Raw genomic sequence first — 19,323 nt, 5'->3', positions numbered from 1 at the left:
TTATTCTATAGAGGAGGATGTTCCGATCTCAATCGTAGTCACCTGGCGGTAACGGAAGGCGTCTTCCTGGAATTCTAGCGTTACAGTATCCCCCTGTTTTAACATTGGCAAACCGTCGCTTAATTCAATGGAAGCAACATAGATTTCTTCCGGTTTTCCATCCAGAGTGAAATAGTAATAGGTATTCCCCTCTTTTACAGCACTGGTGATCTGCGCGATTGTACCGGACGCAGAAGTTGTTTCTGATTCGGGCGCCTGCCCAGAGGATTTTAACTGTTTAATATAGGAGTCCTGCGCACTGCTTAAGGTATCTCCAACCCCAACAGTCTGGTAATTTTCCACTGATACAAACGCGAATTCCTTTACCAGCCCTGCTGCGTCTTTTAAGCTGACAAAATAGGTCGGCCGTTCTGCCACATTAATTAAGATTGGGAAAGTAGCCACGTATTCTTTTTCCTGTACCTTACCTTCTGCTGAACCCATAGCGGAAGATTCATCCGCACCATTAATTTGATAGTAACGGGTTTCTTTGGTGCGTTTGTTTACCAGTAGGAAACCGATATTGGATTGGTCCGCAGTAACAGAACTTAGCCCAGTGTACATCCACAGGTCATCGTCCAATGCCAAATGGTTGTATCCGTCGGTGGTTTTAATTACATTTTTTTGCCCAATTACCGAGTTGATAAAGCCGTTGGTATATTTCCCCCAGTTGTTTGCCTGGGTATTCAATAGATCATCCGGATAAACCTGGTCGATCCATTGTGGCACATCGGCTACGGAGTAATGGGTCATTTCTCCAGATACCGCATCTACCAGAACAATACCTGTAATATCCTTACCACCAATTAAACCAATTTTATAATCATATACGGGAACCACCCAATATGGATTTCCATCGTCATCCACTTCAAAAGTAGGATCTTCAAACATCAATGTTGGGTATGCAAAACGTACATGACGTTCCAAGCGGCGGTTAAAGTACTCGCAAGGGCTGTATTTCATTGGCTTTTCTAATTCGACCAATTGGGTATCCTGGGTAGCCATATCAATTTTGATGTAGTAAGGGATCCCTTCGCTCTGATTTGTAAGCCATTTGATAGGGTCAGCGTATACCAATGGGGATACACGGGTTGGTGCATTATTCATATTAATTTGGGAGTATAATGGAGATACCTCAAATTGGGAGGTCAGTTCTACAACTTCTCCCAGTTTACGGTCTCCTAAACGGATTGCGGTATCCTTGTCCACAATTGGAATTTGAGAGATTGGAATTTCCGCTACGTCTTTCTGGAAATCACGGGTATTCACCGTTAATTGTTGCTGATATTTTTTGGCGTTGGTAATTTCGGAGGAGGTTAGCCAGATAATACCTGCGCCAACCAAAAGGATGCCAACAACCCAAGCAGCAATTTTTAGTTTTTTCTTGCTGGTAGGCTTCATATCCGCAAATACCTTTTCTCCACCATCTTGGTGCTGATCTTTAAAATCCGTTACTTTGTCGCGAATTCCACGAATGGAAAAGGTAATAATCAACCTTGTTACAATAAATACTACAATTAAAAACAGCAAAAAGCTGTAGAAGCTAGAGGATTTCAAGTTAATTGCAGGTATGGTAATATAAAACCAAACAAACCCCAATACAACTGAAACCAGCAAGGGGATTACAATTTTTTTAATCTTCTTTGACATAAGGACTCCTTTTCACGAAAGTTTCTTTTTGGTTTATGTTGATCAAAACCATAATAATTGGCATGGTTTTCCCTCCTATTATAACATACGGGATATAAAAAGAGGAATAAGACTTCAAAAAATTCAAGGTTTATTTTCAATTTTAACAATCTTCCTACTATTATATATAGCACAAATTTTTATAGCTTGTAAATAGAAAAATTTCCTGTAAAATTGCTAGCGATCCTTTGAAACAGGGATTGATTCCCTAAAAAAGGGATAATACAACGGATTTTATTACAAAACTCTTTCAGATATCCCGTTTACATTGACATATCTTTAAAAAGAGATATAATAAAGAGGTTAGAAAAAATAATAATAAATGGTGACAGTATGAAAGTATTGCTTTACTCAGAGGCGATGAATCTGATTAAAAAGTCAGGGGTGGGTAAAACTCTGAGCCATCAGATGAAGGCGCTGGAAAAAAACGGCGTCCCGTATACCTTGGACCCAAAAGATACCTATGATCTGGTACACATCAATACAATTGGCCCAAAATCTTATCAATTAGCACAGCGCGCTAAGAAACAGGGGATTAAAGTAGTTTATCATGCGCATAGCACAGAAGAAGATTTCCGTAACTCTTTTTTATTTTCCAATTTAATTTCCCCTTATTTTAAAAAATGGCTGATTAAATGCTATACTTCAGGGGATTGTATTATTACACCAACCCCTTATTCCAAACAATTGTTAGAACAATATGGTATTGACAAAAAAATATATGCAGTTTCCAATGGAATTGAAATTGAATTTTTTAAAAAGGACCCTGTTAAGTCCAGGGAATTCCGGGAACGGTTTCATTTTTCCCCTACGGATAAGATTGTGATGGCGGTAGGGTTATACATTGAACGAAAAGGAATTTTGGACTTTGTGGAGTTGGCAAAAAGGATGCCAGAGTACCAGTTTATTTGGTTTGGGCACACTCCCCTATATTCTGTCCCCAAAAAGATTGGAAAGGCAGTAAAGACGAAATTGCCCAATCTGTTCTTCCCAGGTTATGTGGAAAGTGATATCCTACGTACCGCCTATTCTGGTTCTGACCTTTTTATCTTCCCTACTTATGAGGAAACAGAAGGTATTGTGTTGTTGGAAGCACTAGCTTGTAAGCAGAATGTTCTTATTCGAGATATTCCCATTTATCAGGGATGGTTTGAGGATGGAAAAAATGTTTATAAGGCCAAAACATTGGACGAGTTTGAACAGAAAACCAGAAATATTTTAGAGCGGCGTTGCCCTGATTTAACAGAACAGGGATACCAGGTTGCAGCGGAGCGGAGTTTGGAATCCATTGGAAAGCAATTGGTTCAAATTTATCAAACAGTATTAGAACAATAAAAAGCCAGCAGGGAACGGACTGCTGGCTTTTCCTGTTTTTTCAAGGAATAGACTATGACAATTTTCGATTCTATGATATAATTTAATGGAGTAAATTGTTGAAGATAGAAGAATAACCAGATGAGGAGGTTTCTCAATTGACAGAACAAAAACCAGTAGAAAACAAAATGGGAACAATGCCTGTAAATAAGCTTTTAATTACAATGTCTTTGCCGATGATGGTGGCGATGCTGGTACAGGCAATGTATAACGTAGTGGATAGTGTTTTTGTGGCCCAAATTGATGCGGAAAGCCTAGGATTGGCAGCTGTTTCCATGGCATTTCCTGTCCAGTCATTGATGATTGCGTTTGCCACTGGAACCGGGGTTGGCGTAAATGCGTTATTATCCCGACGCCTTGGGGAAAAGAAATTGAAAGAGGCGAGCTTAACCGCTAAAAACGGTATTTTTGTAATTCTGATTACCTATATTGTGTTCGCTTTATTTGGAATTTTTGGCTCTAGACTCTTTTTCTCCCTGCAAACAACAGATACCCGTGTGATCGAAATGGGAGTACAATATCTTTCTGTGTGTTGTATTTTTTCTTTTGGATTGTTTTTGGAGATTATATTAGAACGCCTGCTGCAATCCACCGGTAAAACGATTTATACGATGTTTACCCAAGGGGCAGGTGCAATCATTAATATTATTTTTGACCCGTTACTGATTTTTGGAATTGGTCCCTTCCCAAAGATGGGTGTACAAGGGGCGGCAGTGGCAACCGTTGCTGGACAAATTGTAGCGGCAGCTTTGGCGTTTCTCTTTAATCACTGGAAAAACCATGAAATCAATATCAGTATGAGGAAATTTCGTCCCCATGGCAGGACAATCCGTCAAATTTATTCGGTAGGGATTCCGTCTATTATTATGCAATCCATTGTTTCTATTATGACCTTTGGGATGAATAAAATTTTAATGATCTTCCCTACCCAAGGAACGGTTGCGGTATCTGTTTTTGGGGTATATTTCAAATTACAAAGCTTTATTTTTATGCCAGTGTTTGGGCTGAACAATGGAATGGTACCAATTATTGCTTATAATTATGGTGCAAAGAATAAACAACGTATTACGCAGACGATTAAATTGAGCATTATCATTGCAGTTGGATTTATGGTTGTAGGGTTGCTAATCTTCCAGTTGCTACCAGACCAATTGTTGCTATTGTTTAACGCTTCAAAAGATATGTTGGAGATTGGTGGTTACGCATTGCGTATTATCAGCTTAAGTTTTATTTTTGCTGGATTTAGTATTATCATTATCTCTGTATTTCAGGCGTTGGGGAATGGTGTTTATAGTTTGGTGATTTCCGCAGCACGTCAGTTGGTGATTATATTGCCAGTAGCGTATTTGTTAGCAGTAACAGCAGGATTGCACTCTGTTTGGTTTGCGTTCCCTATTGCGGAGTTGTGCTGTGTAATATTGTGTTTTATCATGTTGCGCCATATTTATAACCAAAAAATAAAACAGCTTTAACTACAGTGGTTTTGTTAATGGGCAGGAAATTTGTTCCTGCCTATTTTTTTATTACGAAATACTAAAATGTACCGCGGTAAAAGAAAATATTGCCCCTATAGAAAAGAATCCACGATTATTTTGCGTTTATTTGGTGAGTTCTGATAGCAAAAAATTCCTGTGTGATTTTTTCAAACGGAGGTGATTCTTTGCAACGCACCAGTATAGGAATCTTGCAATTGGTCGTTACAAGAAGGGAATTTTGCCAGATTTATGATGGAAGCTTTCTTTTTATATGCTGTGAGTGTGGAAAATAGGAAAGCATCGCTGTTGTGATGAGATATTTTCTGTTTTTATGAGACGGTTTTTGTTTGGAACAATGGACAAAAAAGAAACATATTATGGAAGAAAAGTACAGTAGAATAGGTTGTTTGAAATAGAATTACAAAATAATCCTGTATTTGACAAATAAACAAATATTTCTGGGTAAATTGACAAAATGTTATATTTTTCATCTGATGGAAATCTATGAAATAGTAATTTATCCGACAAAATAATTGAAAAAAGAACAAATTATATAATTTCCAGGAAAGAACGAAATTGTAATTTTTAGTTAAAATAATTTTGTTTTAGGGGATATTTTATATAATATTTCTCAACAATTGTGGAAATTACATATTGAAATTAGAAAAATAATGATGTATACTAAAACCACAATCAAACAAATAGGAAAGTTATAACAAAAATAGACGGTATAGGGAAAATAGTAAAAAACAGTCGATAAAATAAAAATGAAGGCAAAAAAATAAATAAAAATGTAAAAAATAACAAAAAACGGTTATTCTTGTTTTGCTGGCGGTTGTGTGTGCAACGGGCAGGCAGCCAACAAAACTTGCAATAAAAAAGAAGACTGCAACAAGAAGAAAAAATGTTCAAAAGAAAGGACGTGAATTTTTATGTTAAAGAAGAAAATAGCGGCTGCTCTAGCGGCAGCAATGTTAGTGGGCGCAGTGATGACAACTGGCGCAATGGCAGGACCAAGAGACTTTGGATTTAATTTTGCGTATGGACCAACATCAACAGGTTATGTAATGAAATCTGGTACAGTTGGCTATGCAAATGTTAATATTCAATCTGCAACAGATACAATTTATTATCAAGTATATCGTCAAAGTATTTCCTCACCAGTAACTGCACGAACGGCTATTGCCAGTGGGCGATCTGTGAATTTAAGTTATAATGCTGGTCATGCAATTCAATTTAATAACTATGAATTGAGAGGATCAGGTGGAGGTTCCTCTACTTCAGTAGTAGGTGTGTTCACTCCTTGATGAACTTCACCAATGGAATTGATGAAAAAGGCATAAGGGAGGGAAGGTCGGCAGCCTGCACCGGCCTTCCCATTTTATTTGAGTATAAGGAGGGTGATTGGTATGAAAAAAAGATGGGCGGCAATCAGTTTGGCAGTGGCAATGGCTTTGCTATGTACGGGATGTTTTCCAACAGGGGTACAGGTGAAAGGGGATATTTCGATCACCGACCCAGCGGAGTTAAAAAATTTACCCGACCATTATCGGGAACAATTGAGCGATAGGCTGTTGGTGAATGCGGATATTATTGTACCCGAAGACGCCACCTATCATATTTATAAAGCTCAATTGAGGAAACCCGATGTGGAAACCTGGGTGGATTTGTGTTATGGTGACCGGTTGGATCAAATCAGGTTGGTAAATGATGACGCAGCAACCAATCCATCTCCTTATGCGCAAACTATTTATACCCACGATGGGGAGGGCAGTGTGCTCAACCTAGCTGCAACAAAGATAAATTATGCGAAACGGTTTCTAAATCGGGAATATATGCTTTGCAATAATTTTACCAATTATAAAGACGATAGTTACCTTCCCATGTCCTCTTTTTTCAAAAAAGAGACAATCCCCGATGTAGACAAACAGGAAGCCTTAACTACGGCAAAGAATTTTGTAGAACAATTGCAGCTCCCACTGGAATCAGAACCAAGTGTGTACGCGTTTGATGAAGAAGAGTTGAATCAACTTTCAGATCGTTATGCTGGCGATTTTACTCGATATAACGAGGAAGAACAGGGCTATTTTATCTCATACCGCGCTCTGGTGGACAACGTCCCTGTTTACGATTTTGATTATACTCCGCCAGACCAGGATATCGTATCCGGAAGTTATTTGGGGATTGCCTATACCAATTATGGGCTGGATGAAGTCTGGACAGGAGGATTTTATGAAACAACAGAATGTGTACAGGAAAATGTGGATTTAATCTCATTGGAGTCTGCTTTTTCATCGGTGCAAACGTATCTGGAAGAAATGGTGGATATGGGGCCAATTTTAATCAACAAGGCGGAGTTGTGTTACCTTCCCATTACCAATGACGTAGATGGCAATGATTTTACTTTGCAGCCCACCTGGGTAATCGGCACATATGTTTTTATGCAGGAAGTGGACTGGAGCAAGGTTCAGGATTTAGAGGATATTAAGATTGACCAGGATTCTATAGATGTTTTGGCGTTTAGCTATAAACCTTATTTTATTGATGCTACAACCGGAAAAATGGTGTTATCCTGACAAAGGGGGTAGGGAACATGAAAAAACTGTGTTTAGCAACCTGTGTATTGCTAGTATTTTGTTTGGTCTGTACCGGATGTTCTGGGGCAAATGGCGTAAAGGAAATCAATGCGGACGCCAGTTTGTCCTATACCAATCCGGCGGATTTTTCCCAATACCCGGACCATGTGCGGAAACAGTGCAGTGAGAACCTGTTTTATGATATGGATATCGTGGTTCCAACACCCCAGCAGTTCAACACCTATCTGGCAACCATGAAGATACCGGATGAGCAATTGTATATAAAAACGTTTTTTTCCAACTATCAAGAATCGGATATTGTAGAACGAGATATCGGTCAAGTCAATCCAAAAATAGAGGAATCATCATATACAGCAGAAAAAAATGGAGAAATAACAGACTTATATGTAAGCAGGGAGGAAGTCATCTATGCAGCCAGCAATTTAGATGGATATGGCGGTACCTATGCGTATCACAGTTTGGCTACCGGCTTGGACTATCCCCCGCTATATACAAAGTGTTCCGATCAAGATAAGGATTTACCTTCTATTAGCCAGCAGGATGCGTTGGATCAGGTGAATGAAATGATACAAATTCTAGGATTAAACGTAGATGAAAACCCAGAAATATATCCGTTCACCAAAAGCCAGATGCAGGAAGTTGCCAGTTTTCCATTCCATATGAATGGGGTACAGGAAGGGTATTTTATTTTATATCGCTGTTCTGTGGATGGCGTCCCGATGTTTACGGATTTCCATCAAGCGCCACATTCGGATGCGTACTATCAATCCCATGGAAGTTGTGTTAGTGCGATTGTCACAAAAAGCGGGATTCGGGCTTTTAATACAGAAAGTTTTTATGATACCCAGTTGGTGGAAGAAGATGTGCCGATTGTAGCGTTGGAAACAGTGCTGGAAGACGCGGCAACCAGGCTGCAAGGAAAATATAAAGGAAAAGATTGTTTAATCAACCGTGCGGAGCTGTGCTATTTGCCGCTGGCAGAAGAAGAATACGACAAAGAGGTTCCGTTAAAACCAGCATGGGTGATTGATGGATGTTCCACCAACGCAACCGCGAGCTTGGATAATCTGGATAAATTCAGCAATGGGGAGCATATGCGGTATTATTATGACGCAACAACTGGGGAGATCATTGTAACAGGCGATATTGCCATGGATGCCTTGGGATAATATAGCTTTTATTGAAAAGGGGGGATTATTTTGAGAAGAATTTTTTCCAGCTGGAAATCAGACTGTTGCCGTTTTCTATGGAATAAACGGTTTGTATTTAGTATCTTATGTGTTACTGCTGTTTGTCTGTTTAGTAGCTCTTATTATATTATATTTGAAGGCAGTATGGGGACATCAACAGTAGTAAATGTGTTATTTATGCTGTTTATGACATCAATGGACGTTATACTATTGTCGGTTTTCGCATCCTTTCCTGCGGTATCCAGTTTTTGCAGTGACTGGAACTGTCAGTATATTCGTTGCCACAGTTCCCGAAGCGGAACAAAGGCATATATTAGAGGACGTATTTTTAGCTGCTTTACCGTAACATTCCTCACTGTATTTCTGGGATTGTTATTGTTCGTAATAATATTGTTATTTCTTTTTCCTGTTGCTAACATGGAAAATGAATTGAATGTGACCAACTTCCCTATTACCCGAAAATTATTTATGGTTTCACCATGGCTTTATATTTTATACCATATATTTGTTATATCATTGGAAACAGCTGCTTGGGGAATGGTAGGGCTTAGCATTTCTGCCTTATTACCGAACCGTTTTATTGCATTGCTATCCCCTTTTATTTGCTGTTATATTGTAACCACTATCTCAAGAAGCTTTCCTGTTTATTTAAATTTTTACTCTATAAATACATTAGAAGACGTTTTCAAACAAGAAAATCCAATTTTAAATCTAGCCTATATCGTTGGGGTATATGCTGTTATCGTTTTGATATTTAGCTTGATATTCAGCAGGGTTGTAAAAAGGAGGATTGGCAATGAGATTACTTAAAAATTCCTGGTTTGTATGTTGCCAAAACTTCCGAAAATGGCGGCATGACTACCGTATTATACTGGCAGCAATTTTAATATTGATTGAAGTAAATTATTTTTCCGGTTCCTTAGGGACAGTATGTAGTTCTTTAGGTTTAAAAATGTCCCCATGGCTGTTTCCATTTTTATTCACTGCTCAATGGTCCAGTATTGTTTTGTTTTTACCATTGGTTTTTATCTTTTGTAACGCGCCGTTTATTGATGCCAATCAACCCTATTCCATTATCCGCACAGGCCGTACCGCATGGAGTGTAGGCCAGATTATATATGTTGCCTTGACAACGGCGATTTATATGCTATTTATTATTTTTTCCAGTATTATTTTACATATTGGTCATATGGAATTCACGACAGGATGGGGAAAACTTTTTACTAGTTTAGGCAATTTAACTTTTCATTCGGATATTCCACTTAATATTTTTGTATCAACCAAAATTATTAATTATTTTACTCCGTTACAAGCAATGTGGTTTACCTTTTTGTTCTTATGGTTTAGTGGAATGTTTGTTGGATTATTAATTTATTTTTTTAATTCTTTGACAAACACTCGTATTGTTGGCATGGGAATTGCAAGTGCGTTTTTGGTTTTTGACTCTTTTTTATCCCAAACTTTTATCACATTAGATCTTACTTATTTTCTATACCATTTTTCACCGGTCACCTGGAGCCATTTAAACCTGATTGAGATTGATTACGGCACCACACAGCCAACTTTTCCTTATGTGATGATAATGTATATTATACTAACTGTAATTTTGATAGTAGGCTGTATTTGGGCAAACCGCAAACAAACCATTGAAGTTTTACCACCTGTATAAAAGAGAGGAGTGTCTATTATGGCAGATTATGCGATACAAGTCAAACATCTAGTAAAATCATTTAAAACAGCAACTGTATTAAACGATATCTCCTTGAATTTTGAGCGTGGAAAGATTCATGGATTGATTGGTAGGAATGGATCTGGAAAAACCATGCTGCTAAAGTGTATGTGTGGTTTTGTAATACCCACCAGCGGAGAAATTACCATCAATGGAAAACGGATCGCAAAAGATATAGATGTTCCGGATGACATCGGTATTATCATAGAAGCGCCTGGATTTTTGCCTAATTATGACGCTTACCATAATCTAAAATTTTTGGCAATGATCAAAAATAAAATTGGAAAAGAAGAAATTTTAGCGGCAATCAAACGAGTCGGATTGGATCCCGATAGCAAGAAAAAAGTAGGAAAATTCTCTTTGGGGATGCGTCAGCGCTTGGGGATTGCCCAAGCTTTGATGGAAGACCCGGAGATTTTGTTGCTAGATGAACCGATGAATGGCTTGGATAACCATGGTGTGGATGAAATCCGTAAATTATTGTTGAACCTTCGGGAAGAAGGAAAAACCATTTTGATTGCCAGCCACGGCAAAGAGGACATTGAGATTTTATGCGATACAGTGCATGAAATGGATCATGGAAAAATTATTTCCGAAATCATCAAAGAAAAGGAACAAGCTGTTACTGTGGAACCATCAGGCGAATAATTTGTTTTTCTTCCAATAAGAAATAGCTCTACTTTTTATATAAAAGGTAGGGCTATTTCTTTGGTAAAATTACCAATTGATAGATGAAACTAAACATTAGATTTGAGATTGATTGTGATAAAAATCGACAAAAAACCACAATATAGATTGAAAACATCTACCCTGCGTTGTATACTAAAAGTAGAACATAGATGTGAATACTTTGATTACTCGCTAAAATAACAGTTCCATGGAGTAAAGGAAGTGGTATTATGAGGAAATTTTGGATAATTTGTATCGTTCTGACGGCTTGTTTGACCTTTACAGGATGTCCCAATACTAAAGAACAGGCACAGGATTTTAGTTACCTGGAAGTAAATGCAGATGTAGATTTATCCAACACAAATCCAGAAGAATTTTCCAATTACCCCAATTATATCCGGAAACAGTATGATGACCATACTTTTTGGGATGTGGAAATTGAGGTGCCATCCCCACAACAGTTTAATACCTATTATGCAACCATGAAGCTGCCGGACCACCAGTTATGGATTGATACCTTTTATCCAGGAAGGCAGCAGGATGTAACAGTACGTATCCCTCCGGAAGATGAAATGGTAGATTTACCTGATACGGACCAGCAGTATGTTGTAAAAAACGATACCATGATATTTACGGTAAGCAGGGAGAATTCTTCTTACCATGCCAGTGATAAAGATGGATGTACTGGAGCTTATGATTTTTTAATGCAAGCAAATGGCGTCTACTATCCCCCATTGTCCAGTTATGCTTCAGAGGGAGATTTGCAGTCTTTATCACGGCAGGATGCGGTAGAGCAGGTAAACAATATCATTAACCAATTGGGACTAACAGTGGACCTCAATCCAAAAGTATATCCCTTAACCTATGAAAATATGGTACGGGCAACAAAAATTGACCTTTCTTATGGAAAGAAAATAGAGGAAGGATATTTTATCCAATATCCTGTTTTGGTGGATGGCGTCCCCATTTTTTCGGACTTTCATTGCCGGTCCGAAATGACAGATTCGATTTATGGTTATGGAAGTACGGTAGCGGCGGTTGTTACGAAGGATGGAGTACGGGGATGGCAATCCTTCGCGTTTTATGATACTCGCTTAAAAGAGGAGAATGTGCCTGTCATTTCATTACAGGAATTGCTGGATAGTGTATCGCAACGACTGGCGAAAGCATTTAAAAACCAAAAATCCCTGGTAAACCGTGTAGAACTTTGTTATTTTCCAATGGTGGATACCCCGAATGCGACAGAAGTTATTTTACAGCCGGTTTGGGTAGTGGATACATTTACATTAACGTCGGATGAGATCAGTTTGGAGAGCCTGGATAAATTCCAAAGTGGGCAGCATGTCCGGTATTTTGTGGACGCGACTACGGGAGCATATCTTGTCATTGGGGATATGATTACCCATCAGTGCTAAATCTATGTGCTATAATTTGGGTGGAAATGATCACTGTATTTGGCATAATAAACGAGAAAAGAGGATTCCTCAATAAGTTAAGGAATCCTCTTTTTGTACGTTCTAGCTTGAAACACCCGGTTCCATTACTGATTGAAAAAATTTCCACAACAGGCTAATTAGTAGTTAAGTGGTAGCTTATCTATTTATATACAATAAAGTTGTTCCTAAAAATTTAGTAGAAAGTAAGCTGAAAGTAACTACTTCTAAAGTGTACGTACAACACCAGCTTATTGGCAGTTATCCTTTGCGGGTGGTTTTTCTGCTATAACGAAATACCAAATAGCCGGCAGGTGTTTTCTCTGGCGTGGTCAACCAATTCCTGCGGGGAAACCTGTTTGACTTCCGCCAGTTTTTCCACTGTGTAAGGCAGCATAGTGGAATCGCAGCGCTTTCCTCTGCATGGAACAGGCGCCATATAGGGGCAGTCGGTTTCAATCAACATCCGGTCCAATGGGACTACTTCCGCCGCGGAAACAGTTTTTTTGGCATTTTTAAAGGTAATCACTCCGGTAAATCCAATGTAGTACCCCATATTTAGCAGTTGTTTCGCGGTTTCCGCACTGCCGCTAAAACAATGAACAACACCGGTTACTTCGGGGAACTCGTTTAAAACTTCCAGAGTATCCTGGGTTGCTTCCCTGGAATGGATTACCACTGGAAGATGTAACTGTTTTGCCAATTCCATCTGTTGACGGAACACGTTTTTCTGGATATCCCTTGGACTGAGGTCATAATGATAATCCAATCCGATTTCCCCTATGGCAACTACCCTGTCATCCTGGGACATTTGCGTTAATTCTTCCAGATAGTTTTCCGCAACCCCTTCCGCTTCGTGGGGATGCACCCCAACAGCGCACCAGAAAAAAGGGTATCGGTGTGCTAGCTGAAAACTATTGCGGGAAGTTTCCATATCGCTGGAAGCATTAAGTACTGCCCGGATACCATTGGAGGAAAGGGACGAAATCAAATCCTCCCGGTCTTCCTCGAATTTTGGGTCATCATAATGGGCATGGGAATCAAAAATACCAGTTAATTGCATCTTATCACCTTCTTACGAGAATAAAAGGACCAGCCTGCGGAAGACACTTCATAAAGAAGATATTTCTATAGAGGTTGTGAACAAAAAGAACCTTTTTTCGGGTTGTATTTGTGGACATATATGAAATTTTCGTCATTACCCATTATTTGTTGAACAATTTTTTGAAATAGTTTTTGAGTTTTTCTGAAATTTTTTCTTTTGTTGTTGGAAAAGGGTCATCTGTTGTTGGGAAAGGTTCCTCTAACACCCATGGTAGTTTAATCCCCATCACCGAAATAACGAAGTACGCTTCAGTTTGCTCATTTGGTGGGGAAAAATCATCAGTGATCGCTATATTTAACAATGAATGATCATATAGATTGATTTCATGTTTTCCCATAGATTTGATGTTTCCGCAAACGGTATAGTATACGTTGATATAATCAATGTAGTTATCCATTTCGATACTGAATATTTCATCTGGCTTTGAGATATTCACACCGAATTCCTTTAAAAAAGCATCCAGTTTCGGTAATTTATCTTTTATTTGTCTATAGTAATTACGACAATAAGGGCAATCACAAAGAGGAAGGGTTTTATAATATTCTTTTGTTTTTTCAATATCAACGGAAAAGATGTATTTGTCCTTTTGGATTGTTGTCATCACTACACCTCATATTTCGGTATGATATCATACCCTTTCCCAAAGTAAATTATTGTCCATCCTTAAGTATATATCTAGAATAAAAGTTTCACGGGGCACCCTTCCTGGAGAGTGTCCCGTGGGCTAACCCTTTTTATTTTATCTAATTTTTGCGCCGCATGGGATGGATTCATCCACAAACAGTACTTTTACTTCTTTTTCGGAACAATCTGCTGCAAGGATCATCCCCTGGCTCTCCACACCACGCAGTTTTGCTGGCTTTAAATTGGAAACAATAATTACTTTTTTGCCAATTAAGTCTTCCGGTTTGTACCAAGTGGCAATACCAGAAACAACTTGGCGTCCTGCTGCTCCATCGTCCAATTGCAGTTTTAATAATTTATCGGATTTTTCTACTTTTACGCATTCCTTAATTTGTGCGACGCACAACTGTACCTTTGCGAAATCATCAATTGTAATGACGCCTGGAACTGTTTCTTTTTTCTCCTGTTTTTTCGGAGCTTCTTTTTTTGGTTTAGCGGCTTCGATTTCCGCTTGGATTTCCGCCAGTTTTTTTGCTTCGTCAATACGGGCAAACAGTGCTTTTGGTTGACCTACTTTGGAACCAACTTGAATGCCGTTGAATCCCTCTAGGGAATCCAAACTATCTAAGCTGCTGTTGATCTGGGCAAGTATTTCTTTAGAAGTATCCGGCATGAATGGGGATAGCATTACCGCAATCCAACGAATACCCTCTAACAGATTGTACAATACCGTACCCAAGCGAGGCATAGAGGATTCTTCTTTTGCCAAAGACCAAGGAGTGGTTTCATCAATATATTTGTTGCAACGGCGGGCAAAAGTCATAATGGCGTCAATGGCGTCGGAGGTTTTGAACGCTTCCATACAGGAAATAAACTTTTCTTTTGCTGTTTTGGCAGCGGAAACTAGTTCCTCATCCAATGGTTCTTTAGCGGTAGGCTCACAAACGCTTCCTTCAAAATATTTGTTTACCATGGTGACAGTACGGTTTACCAGATTGCCCAATGTGTTTGCCAATTCAGAGTTATATCTTGTAATGACATTTTCGTAGGTAATGCTACCATCCTGGGCGTAAGGCATTTCACTTAAGAGGTAAAAACGGACTGCTTCCATAGAGAACTGGCGGGAAAGGTCATCGGCATAAATAACATTGCCGATAGATTTACTCATTTTGTCCTGACCAGATAACAGCCATGGGTGGCCAAAAATCTGTTTTGGCAGTGGGAGGTCTAACGCCATTAACATGATTGGCCAGTAAATGGTATGGAACCGGAGAATATCCTTTCCAATAATATGGACATCGGCTGGCCAGTATTTCTTGAAAGTTTCACTGCTGCCATCTGGGTCATATCCTAAGGCGGTAATATAGTTGGTTAGAGCGTCAAGCCATACATAAACCACGTGTTTTGGATCAAAATCCACAGGGATACCCCATTTGAAGGAAGTTCTGGAAACACAGAGGTCTTGCAGCCCTGGTTTTAAGAAGTTGTTGACCATCTCATTTTCACGGGATTTTGGTTGAATAAATTCAGGGTGGTCCTGAATATACTGCATTAAGCGATCCTGATATTTGCTCATACGGAAGAAATAAGCTTCTTCTTTGGTTGGAACCACTTCCCTGCCACAGTCAGGACATTTTCCATCCACCAGCTGGGTTGGGGTCCAAAAGGATTCACAAGGGGTGCAGTACATCCCTTCATATTCACTTTTGTAAATATCCCCCTTATCGTATAATTTTTTAAAGATTTTTTGCACTACTTTTTCGTGATAAGGGTCGGTGGTACGGATAAAAGTATCATAACTGGAACCCATCAAATCCCAGATCTGTTTGATTTCCCCGGAAACCTGGTCTACATATTGCTGTGGAGAGATACCAGCGGATTTCGCTAACTCCTCTACTTTTTGACCATGCTCATCAGTACCGGTACAAAAATGCACATCATATCCTTGCATGCGTTTAAAGCGGGCGATTGCATCCGCCAATACAATTTCATATGTGTTGCCTATATGAGGCTTTCTAGAAGCGTAGGCAATTGCCGTTGTCAGATAGTATTTTTCTTTCATATTCTAAAACTCCTTCCGCCGAATGGGGCGTATGATATTCCCAAGGCTATGATCCTCAGGGGATAAAAAAGATATATTAAAATTATTATACCATATTTCTGGAAAAACCCAATGGTTTTTATAAAAATTCTGTTTTTGTTCAATACTTATACTCTATAAACTGCGGTCATGGCAGTGTCACCTGATAACAAATGGAACAGAACTTTATTTTACAACAAAAAATATCTTTTTCTTTCCAACTATTATACATTATCGCAACAGCTATCATCGCCGAAAAAGCGTAACAAAATCCCCTTGACTTTGCCAGAATCCCTATGCTATAATAAAACTTAATATCTGGGTGTAGCGCAGCTTGGTAGCGCGCCACCTTGGGGTGGTGGAGGCCGTGGGTTCAAGTCCCGTCACTCAGACCATGACGAGTGCTCTTCACAATGGGTGAAGAGCCTCTTTTTGTATTGCAAAATAGTGGACGATTACCGTAAAGGAGCTTAAAAAATGGATTGGTTTTTTGATATTCGGATTGATATTGTTCTTTTCATTGGTTGTTTCATCTTTGGTTTGTATGTCTTAATTGGAAAACCAGCATGGCTATTAAGGATGTATCGGAAACAGAATGAGAAATACCACCGTGACAGCAAGCCAGAAGAAGAAGCAAAGATGTACCGGAATACGGGGCTTATTTTTCTTGTGGCAGCAGTAATTGAAATTATTATCATTGTATTTCATTTTACCAAAGGTGCTTAAAACAGAAAACAGGCGCACCAGCGCCTGTTTTTCCTTATCCTATTGTAATCTGAAAAAAGGGGCGACCATTAATCCTGAAAAGGTTCGCCATATCGTCCAAACGAAACTTTTTGGTTAAATTCTTCTCTTGGGCGTTGTTTTGGCTGGTAAAGCGGAACACCGACAGGGGCAATACAATAGATGTGTTTTTCCATTGGTATTCCCAGTGCTTGTTTGAGTGGGTCCTCATCCATAATTTCGCCAGCGGCAACCGTACCGAGACCGGCATCATGGCATGCCAGCCAAAAGGCATAAAAGGAAGTGGCGGCATCCGCCATAAAATATTGTTTTCCCTGCGGAGTTTCTACTTTGGAAGGATCTGCGATACAAACTACTACATATGGTGCCGTAGAAAGGCATTTATAAGCGGGGTTGGTTTCTGGAATGGATTGTGCCATAAACTGCTTCGTAGCTGGGTCATCTACCACAAGGTATTCCCAGCACTGGCTGTTTTTCCAGGAAGGTGCTTGTAACGCAAGTTCTAACAGCTCATGGATCGTTTGTTTACTTACAGGGTCCTCTGTAAATTTACGGACGCTGCGGCGTTCTGTAATGGCTTGACGTAATTCCATAAAGTACATCTCCGTTTCCATAGTATTTAGTTCTATATTATAGATATGGTTTTATTATAGCACCTTGTCATGTTGTTGTAAATTCTGTTTTTGCGGGAATACATTCAAACAAAATACATATAACTTTATAAGAAGTTTCATTCCTTCAACACTTTTTCATCACATTGCAAGGGTACAATACAGACATAGACAAAAAAAGAAGTTACAAACAGGAGATCACAGAAAGGGTAGTGACAAATATGGATGAAAATAAAAACTTTATGACAGGTGAACCAAACGAACCTGATAGAGATAGAACAAATAATTCCCCTTATCATGAAGGGGCACAAAACACAGCAGAACAGGCGACACCTGTTACCCCAACCAACCAGGATGCGTCTACAGAACCTTCTGCTCAGGTGGTAGGTCAAGGCAGTACAATACCAAAACAGGAATCCCCAACCCCTGTTTCCCCTTCCTACCAAACCACTTACCATGACCATACCAATACAGGTTCCCAAACATATCAGGGTTATGGTTACAATTATAATCAATACATGGCACAGCAACAGGCGGCACAAACACAGCAGCCATCAGGAAACCCAACATCAAATCCACAACAGACAGAATTTTTGGATTCTATCTCCCCTATTGTAGCTCCAACCCCAGAATCGAAACAGAAGAAAAAACAAAAATCGCACTCTGGCTGGGGAGTTAAAATTGCGGCAATTGCTTTGATATGCGCTTTAGCTGGGGGGGCTGTTGGAGGTGGAACGACCTACTTGCTATTAGGAAATAATCCTACTAATAGCAATAGCTCCACACCGGCTACCAATGTGAATATTGATGAGAGCTATAATTCCTCTGTAGAGGCAATTGCGGATAAAGTATTGCCATCCGTGGTAGGAATCCGTGCTAGTTATCAGAGTGCTGGTGGATTTTTTGGACAATCAACCCAGAGTTCTTCTGAAGGCTCCGGTGTTATTTACCGGGAAGACGGTTATATCATCACCAACTACCATGTGGTAGAAGGTGCAAAGGATAGTGGTACAATCAATGTTTATATGGATGAAAACGACAGTGATGGTACAGAAGCTACGATTGTAGGATATGACGCAGGTGCGGACCTTGCAGTATTGAAAATTAATAAAACAGGGTTAACACCGATTGAAATCGCGGATTCTGACCAAATCAAAGTAGGTCAGGTTGCTGTAGCGGTTGGTAACCCAGGTGGCTTACAGTTTATGGGCTCTGTCAGCGAAGGAATTGTCAGTGGTTTGAATCGTACCTTGACTTTGGAAAGTGGTCAGAGTATGGGTTTAATCCAAACAGATGCGGCAATTAACCCTGGTAACTCTGGCGGTGCTTTAGTAGACGGTACCGGGAAACTGATTGGCATCAACAGCGCGAAATTAGCGAGCAGTTCTAGCTCCTCCACTAGTTTTGAAGGGATGGGTTTTGCGATTCCTTCCAACGAAGTAGTGGAAATTTGTGACCGATTAATCAATAACGAAGGCAAAAAAGCCGCTTACCTTGGCGTTACCATTGATATGAGATATACTACCGATGTACTGCAAAGTATGGGTTATCCACAAGGAATGGTTGTTTCCAGCGTGGTGGAGAATTCTCCTGCTGGTCAGGCTGGAATACAAGGTGGGGATATTATTACCGCTATGGATGGAACCGAACTGACCAGTTATGATATCCTTGCCAGTGAATTGGCAAAACATGCAGCTGGAGACCAGGTTACCCTGGAGGTGTTCCGTTTAGGCCAAACCTTAAATGTTACTGTAACATTGGGTGAAACCAGCGCAAGCTAATATAATTATTTTGCTATCTTCTTTTTCATATATAATCTTCTTTTTACCCTCGAAAACAGGCTGCCTTTTTGGTGGCCTGTTTTCCTTTTGTCATGAAAGAGCGTAACTGGTTCAATTTTGTCTTTTTTGTCTGATTTTATTGGAATTCTTGTTTGCAACCGTTGACTTTATAAGGATAAAGAT

Annotated in this window: 16 protein-coding genes and 1 tRNA gene; 12 read left to right on the top strand and 5 right to left on the bottom strand. The window is 39.5% G+C overall.

Annotated elements, in window-relative coordinates; translation table 11 throughout:
- A complete protein-coding gene (locus BQ2683_RS05010; protein ID WP_069987730.1) occupies positions 1 to 1,689 on the bottom strand; it encodes a hypothetical protein in 1,689 nt (562 codons plus the stop codon).
- Between the two features lie 372 nt (positions 1,690 to 2,061).
- Here BQ2683_RS05010 and BQ2683_RS05005 point away from each other — a divergent pair, with 372 nt between their 5' ends.
- From BQ2683_RS05005 to BQ2683_RS04965, 9 genes are all read left to right on the top strand, one after another.
- Positions 2,062 to 3,063 (top strand): LTA glycolipid anchor biosynthesis glycosyltransferase, IagA/BgsA family, encoded by a 1,002-nt coding sequence (locus BQ2683_RS05005; RefSeq protein WP_069987728.1) that lies wholly within the window; start codon positions 2,062 to 2,064, stop codon positions 3,061 to 3,063.
- A gap of 137 nt (positions 3,064 to 3,200) precedes the next feature.
- Positions 3,201 to 4,574 carry an MATE family efflux transporter gene (locus tag BQ2683_RS05000; RefSeq protein WP_463674931.1) on the top strand — a complete coding sequence of 458 codons (1,374 nt, stop codon included), beginning with the start codon at positions 3,201 to 3,203 and terminating at the stop codon, positions 4,572 to 4,574.
- Between the two features lie 935 nt (positions 4,575 to 5,509).
- The gene (locus tag BQ2683_RS04995; protein ID WP_069987725.1) at positions 5,510 to 5,884 is read left to right on the top strand and encodes a hypothetical protein; all 375 of its coding nucleotides are present in this window, start codon (positions 5,510 to 5,512) and stop codon (positions 5,882 to 5,884) included.
- A gap of 102 nt (positions 5,885 to 5,986) precedes the next feature.
- Positions 5,987 to 7,153 (top strand): hypothetical protein, encoded by a 1,167-nt coding sequence (locus tag BQ2683_RS04990; RefSeq protein WP_069987723.1) that lies wholly within the window; start codon positions 5,987 to 5,989, stop codon positions 7,151 to 7,153.
- Positions 7,154 to 7,170: 17 nt separating this feature from the next.
- On the top strand, positions 7,171 to 8,343 hold the full coding sequence (locus BQ2683_RS04985; RefSeq protein WP_069987722.1) for a hypothetical protein: 1,173 nt from the start codon (positions 7,171 to 7,173) through the stop codon (positions 8,341 to 8,343).
- Between the two features lie 438 nt (positions 8,344 to 8,781).
- Positions 8,782 to 9,174 carry a hypothetical protein gene (locus BQ2683_RS13190; RefSeq protein ID WP_141720177.1) on the top strand — a complete coding sequence of 131 codons (393 nt, stop codon included), beginning with the start codon at positions 8,782 to 8,784 and terminating at the stop codon, positions 9,172 to 9,174.
- On the top strand, positions 9,161 to 10,033 hold the full coding sequence (locus BQ2683_RS04975) for a hypothetical protein (protein WP_069987717.1): 873 nt from the start codon (positions 9,161 to 9,163) through the stop codon (positions 10,031 to 10,033). The genes BQ2683_RS13190 and BQ2683_RS04975 overlap by 14 nt, the downstream gene beginning before the upstream one ends.
- Before the next feature lie 18 nt (positions 10,034 to 10,051).
- Positions 10,052 to 10,741 carry an ATP-binding cassette domain-containing protein gene (locus BQ2683_RS04970; protein WP_069987715.1) on the top strand — a complete coding sequence of 230 codons (690 nt, stop codon included), beginning with the start codon at positions 10,052 to 10,054 and terminating at the stop codon, positions 10,739 to 10,741.
- Between the two features lie 251 nt (positions 10,742 to 10,992).
- Positions 10,993 to 12,177: a hypothetical protein gene (locus BQ2683_RS04965; protein ID WP_069987714.1), complete on the top strand. Its 1,185-nt coding sequence runs from the start codon at positions 10,993 to 10,995 to the stop codon at positions 12,175 to 12,177.
- A gap of 304 nt (positions 12,178 to 12,481) precedes the next feature.
- Here BQ2683_RS04965 and BQ2683_RS04960 read toward each other — a convergent pair whose 3' ends face one another.
- The 3 genes from BQ2683_RS04960 to metG form a co-directional block, all read right to left on the bottom strand.
- The gene (locus BQ2683_RS04960) at positions 12,482 to 13,258 is read right to left on the bottom strand and encodes a TatD family hydrolase (RefSeq protein WP_069987713.1); all 777 of its coding nucleotides are present in this window, start codon (positions 13,256 to 13,258) and stop codon (positions 12,482 to 12,484) included.
- Between the two features lie 142 nt (positions 13,259 to 13,400).
- Positions 13,401 to 13,901: a hypothetical protein gene (locus BQ2683_RS04955; RefSeq protein WP_069987711.1), complete on the bottom strand. Its 501-nt coding sequence runs from the start codon at positions 13,899 to 13,901 to the stop codon at positions 13,401 to 13,403.
- 138 nt (positions 13,902 to 14,039) lie between these two features.
- The gene (gene metG, locus BQ2683_RS04950) at positions 14,040 to 15,986 is read right to left on the bottom strand and encodes a methionine--tRNA ligase (RefSeq protein ID WP_069987710.1); all 1,947 of its coding nucleotides are present in this window, start codon (positions 15,984 to 15,986) and stop codon (positions 14,040 to 14,042) included.
- A 336-nt stretch (positions 15,987 to 16,322) separates the two neighbouring features.
- Here metG and BQ2683_RS04945 point away from each other — a divergent pair.
- Together BQ2683_RS04945 and BQ2683_RS04940 are read left to right on the top strand one after the other, a co-directional pair.
- Positions 16,323 to 16,399: transfer RNA gene (locus tag BQ2683_RS04945), tRNA-Pro, on the top strand.
- 82 nt (positions 16,400 to 16,481) lie between these two features.
- A complete protein-coding gene (locus BQ2683_RS04940; RefSeq protein ID WP_069987709.1) occupies positions 16,482 to 16,730 on the top strand; it encodes a hypothetical protein in 249 nt (82 codons plus the stop codon).
- 68 nt (positions 16,731 to 16,798) lie between these two features.
- Here BQ2683_RS04940 and BQ2683_RS04935 read toward each other — a convergent pair whose 3' ends face one another.
- Positions 16,799 to 17,341 carry a nitroreductase family protein gene (locus tag BQ2683_RS04935; RefSeq protein WP_069987706.1) on the bottom strand — a complete coding sequence of 181 codons (543 nt, stop codon included), beginning with the start codon at positions 17,339 to 17,341 and terminating at the stop codon, positions 16,799 to 16,801.
- Between the two features lie 239 nt (positions 17,342 to 17,580).
- On the opposite strand from BQ2683_RS04935, the gene BQ2683_RS04930 reads away from it, so the two are divergent.
- Positions 17,581 to 19,140 (top strand): trypsin-like peptidase domain-containing protein, encoded by a 1,560-nt coding sequence (locus BQ2683_RS04930; RefSeq protein ID WP_083256378.1) that lies wholly within the window; start codon positions 17,581 to 17,583, stop codon positions 19,138 to 19,140.
- Positions 19,141 to 19,323 lie beyond the last annotated feature (183 nt).

The organism is Massilioclostridium coli (assembly GCF_900095865.1).
In the GTDB taxonomy this organism is placed as follows: Bacteria; Bacillota; Clostridia; order Oscillospirales; family Ruminococcaceae; genus Massilioclostridium; species Massilioclostridium facile.
This window is presented reverse-complemented; position numbering and strand designations above follow the sequence as displayed.

What these genes read in the sequence shown, in the direction of transcription:
- BQ2683_RS04960 (WP_069987713.1), bottom strand. Translation starts at nt 13,258, where the DNA reads ATGCAATTAACTGGTATTTTTGATTCCCATGCCCATTATGATGACCCA.
- BQ2683_RS04955 (WP_069987711.1), bottom strand. Translation starts at nt 13,901, where the DNA reads ATGACAACAATCCAAAAGGACAAATACATCTTTTCCGTTGATATTGAA.
- BQ2683_RS05005 (WP_069987728.1), top strand. Translation starts at nt 2,062, where the DNA reads ATGAAAGTATTGCTTTACTCAGAGGCGATGAATCTGATTAAAAAGTCA.
- metG (WP_069987710.1), bottom strand. Translation starts at nt 15,986, where the DNA reads ATGAAAGAAAAATACTATCTGACAACGGCAATTGCCTACGCTTCTAGA.
- BQ2683_RS04975 (WP_069987717.1), top strand. Translation starts at nt 9,161, where the DNA reads ATGAGATTACTTAAAAATTCCTGGTTTGTATGTTGCCAAAACTTCCGA.
- BQ2683_RS13190 (WP_141720177.1), top strand. Translation starts at nt 8,782, where the DNA reads ATGGAAAATGAATTGAATGTGACCAACTTCCCTATTACCCGAAAATTA.
- BQ2683_RS05010 (WP_069987730.1), bottom strand. Translation starts at nt 1,689, where the DNA reads ATGTCAAAGAAGATTAAAAAAATTGTAATCCCCTTGCTGGTTTCAGTT.
- BQ2683_RS04940 (WP_069987709.1), top strand. Translation starts at nt 16,482, where the DNA reads ATGGATTGGTTTTTTGATATTCGGATTGATATTGTTCTTTTCATTGGT.
- BQ2683_RS04935 (WP_069987706.1), bottom strand. Translation starts at nt 17,341, where the DNA reads ATGGAATTACGTCAAGCCATTACAGAACGCCGCAGCGTCCGTAAATTT.
- BQ2683_RS04970 (WP_069987715.1), top strand. Translation starts at nt 10,052, where the DNA reads ATGGCAGATTATGCGATACAAGTCAAACATCTAGTAAAATCATTTAAA.
- BQ2683_RS04930 (WP_083256378.1), top strand. Translation starts at nt 17,581, where the DNA reads ATGGATGAAAATAAAAACTTTATGACAGGTGAACCAAACGAACCTGAT.
- BQ2683_RS04965 (WP_069987714.1), top strand. Translation starts at nt 10,993, where the DNA reads ATGAGGAAATTTTGGATAATTTGTATCGTTCTGACGGCTTGTTTGACC.
- BQ2683_RS04985 (WP_069987722.1), top strand. Translation starts at nt 7,171, where the DNA reads ATGAAAAAACTGTGTTTAGCAACCTGTGTATTGCTAGTATTTTGTTTG.
- BQ2683_RS04990 (WP_069987723.1), top strand. Translation starts at nt 5,987, where the DNA reads ATGAAAAAAAGATGGGCGGCAATCAGTTTGGCAGTGGCAATGGCTTTG.
- BQ2683_RS04995 (WP_069987725.1), top strand. Translation starts at nt 5,510, where the DNA reads ATGTTAAAGAAGAAAATAGCGGCTGCTCTAGCGGCAGCAATGTTAGTG.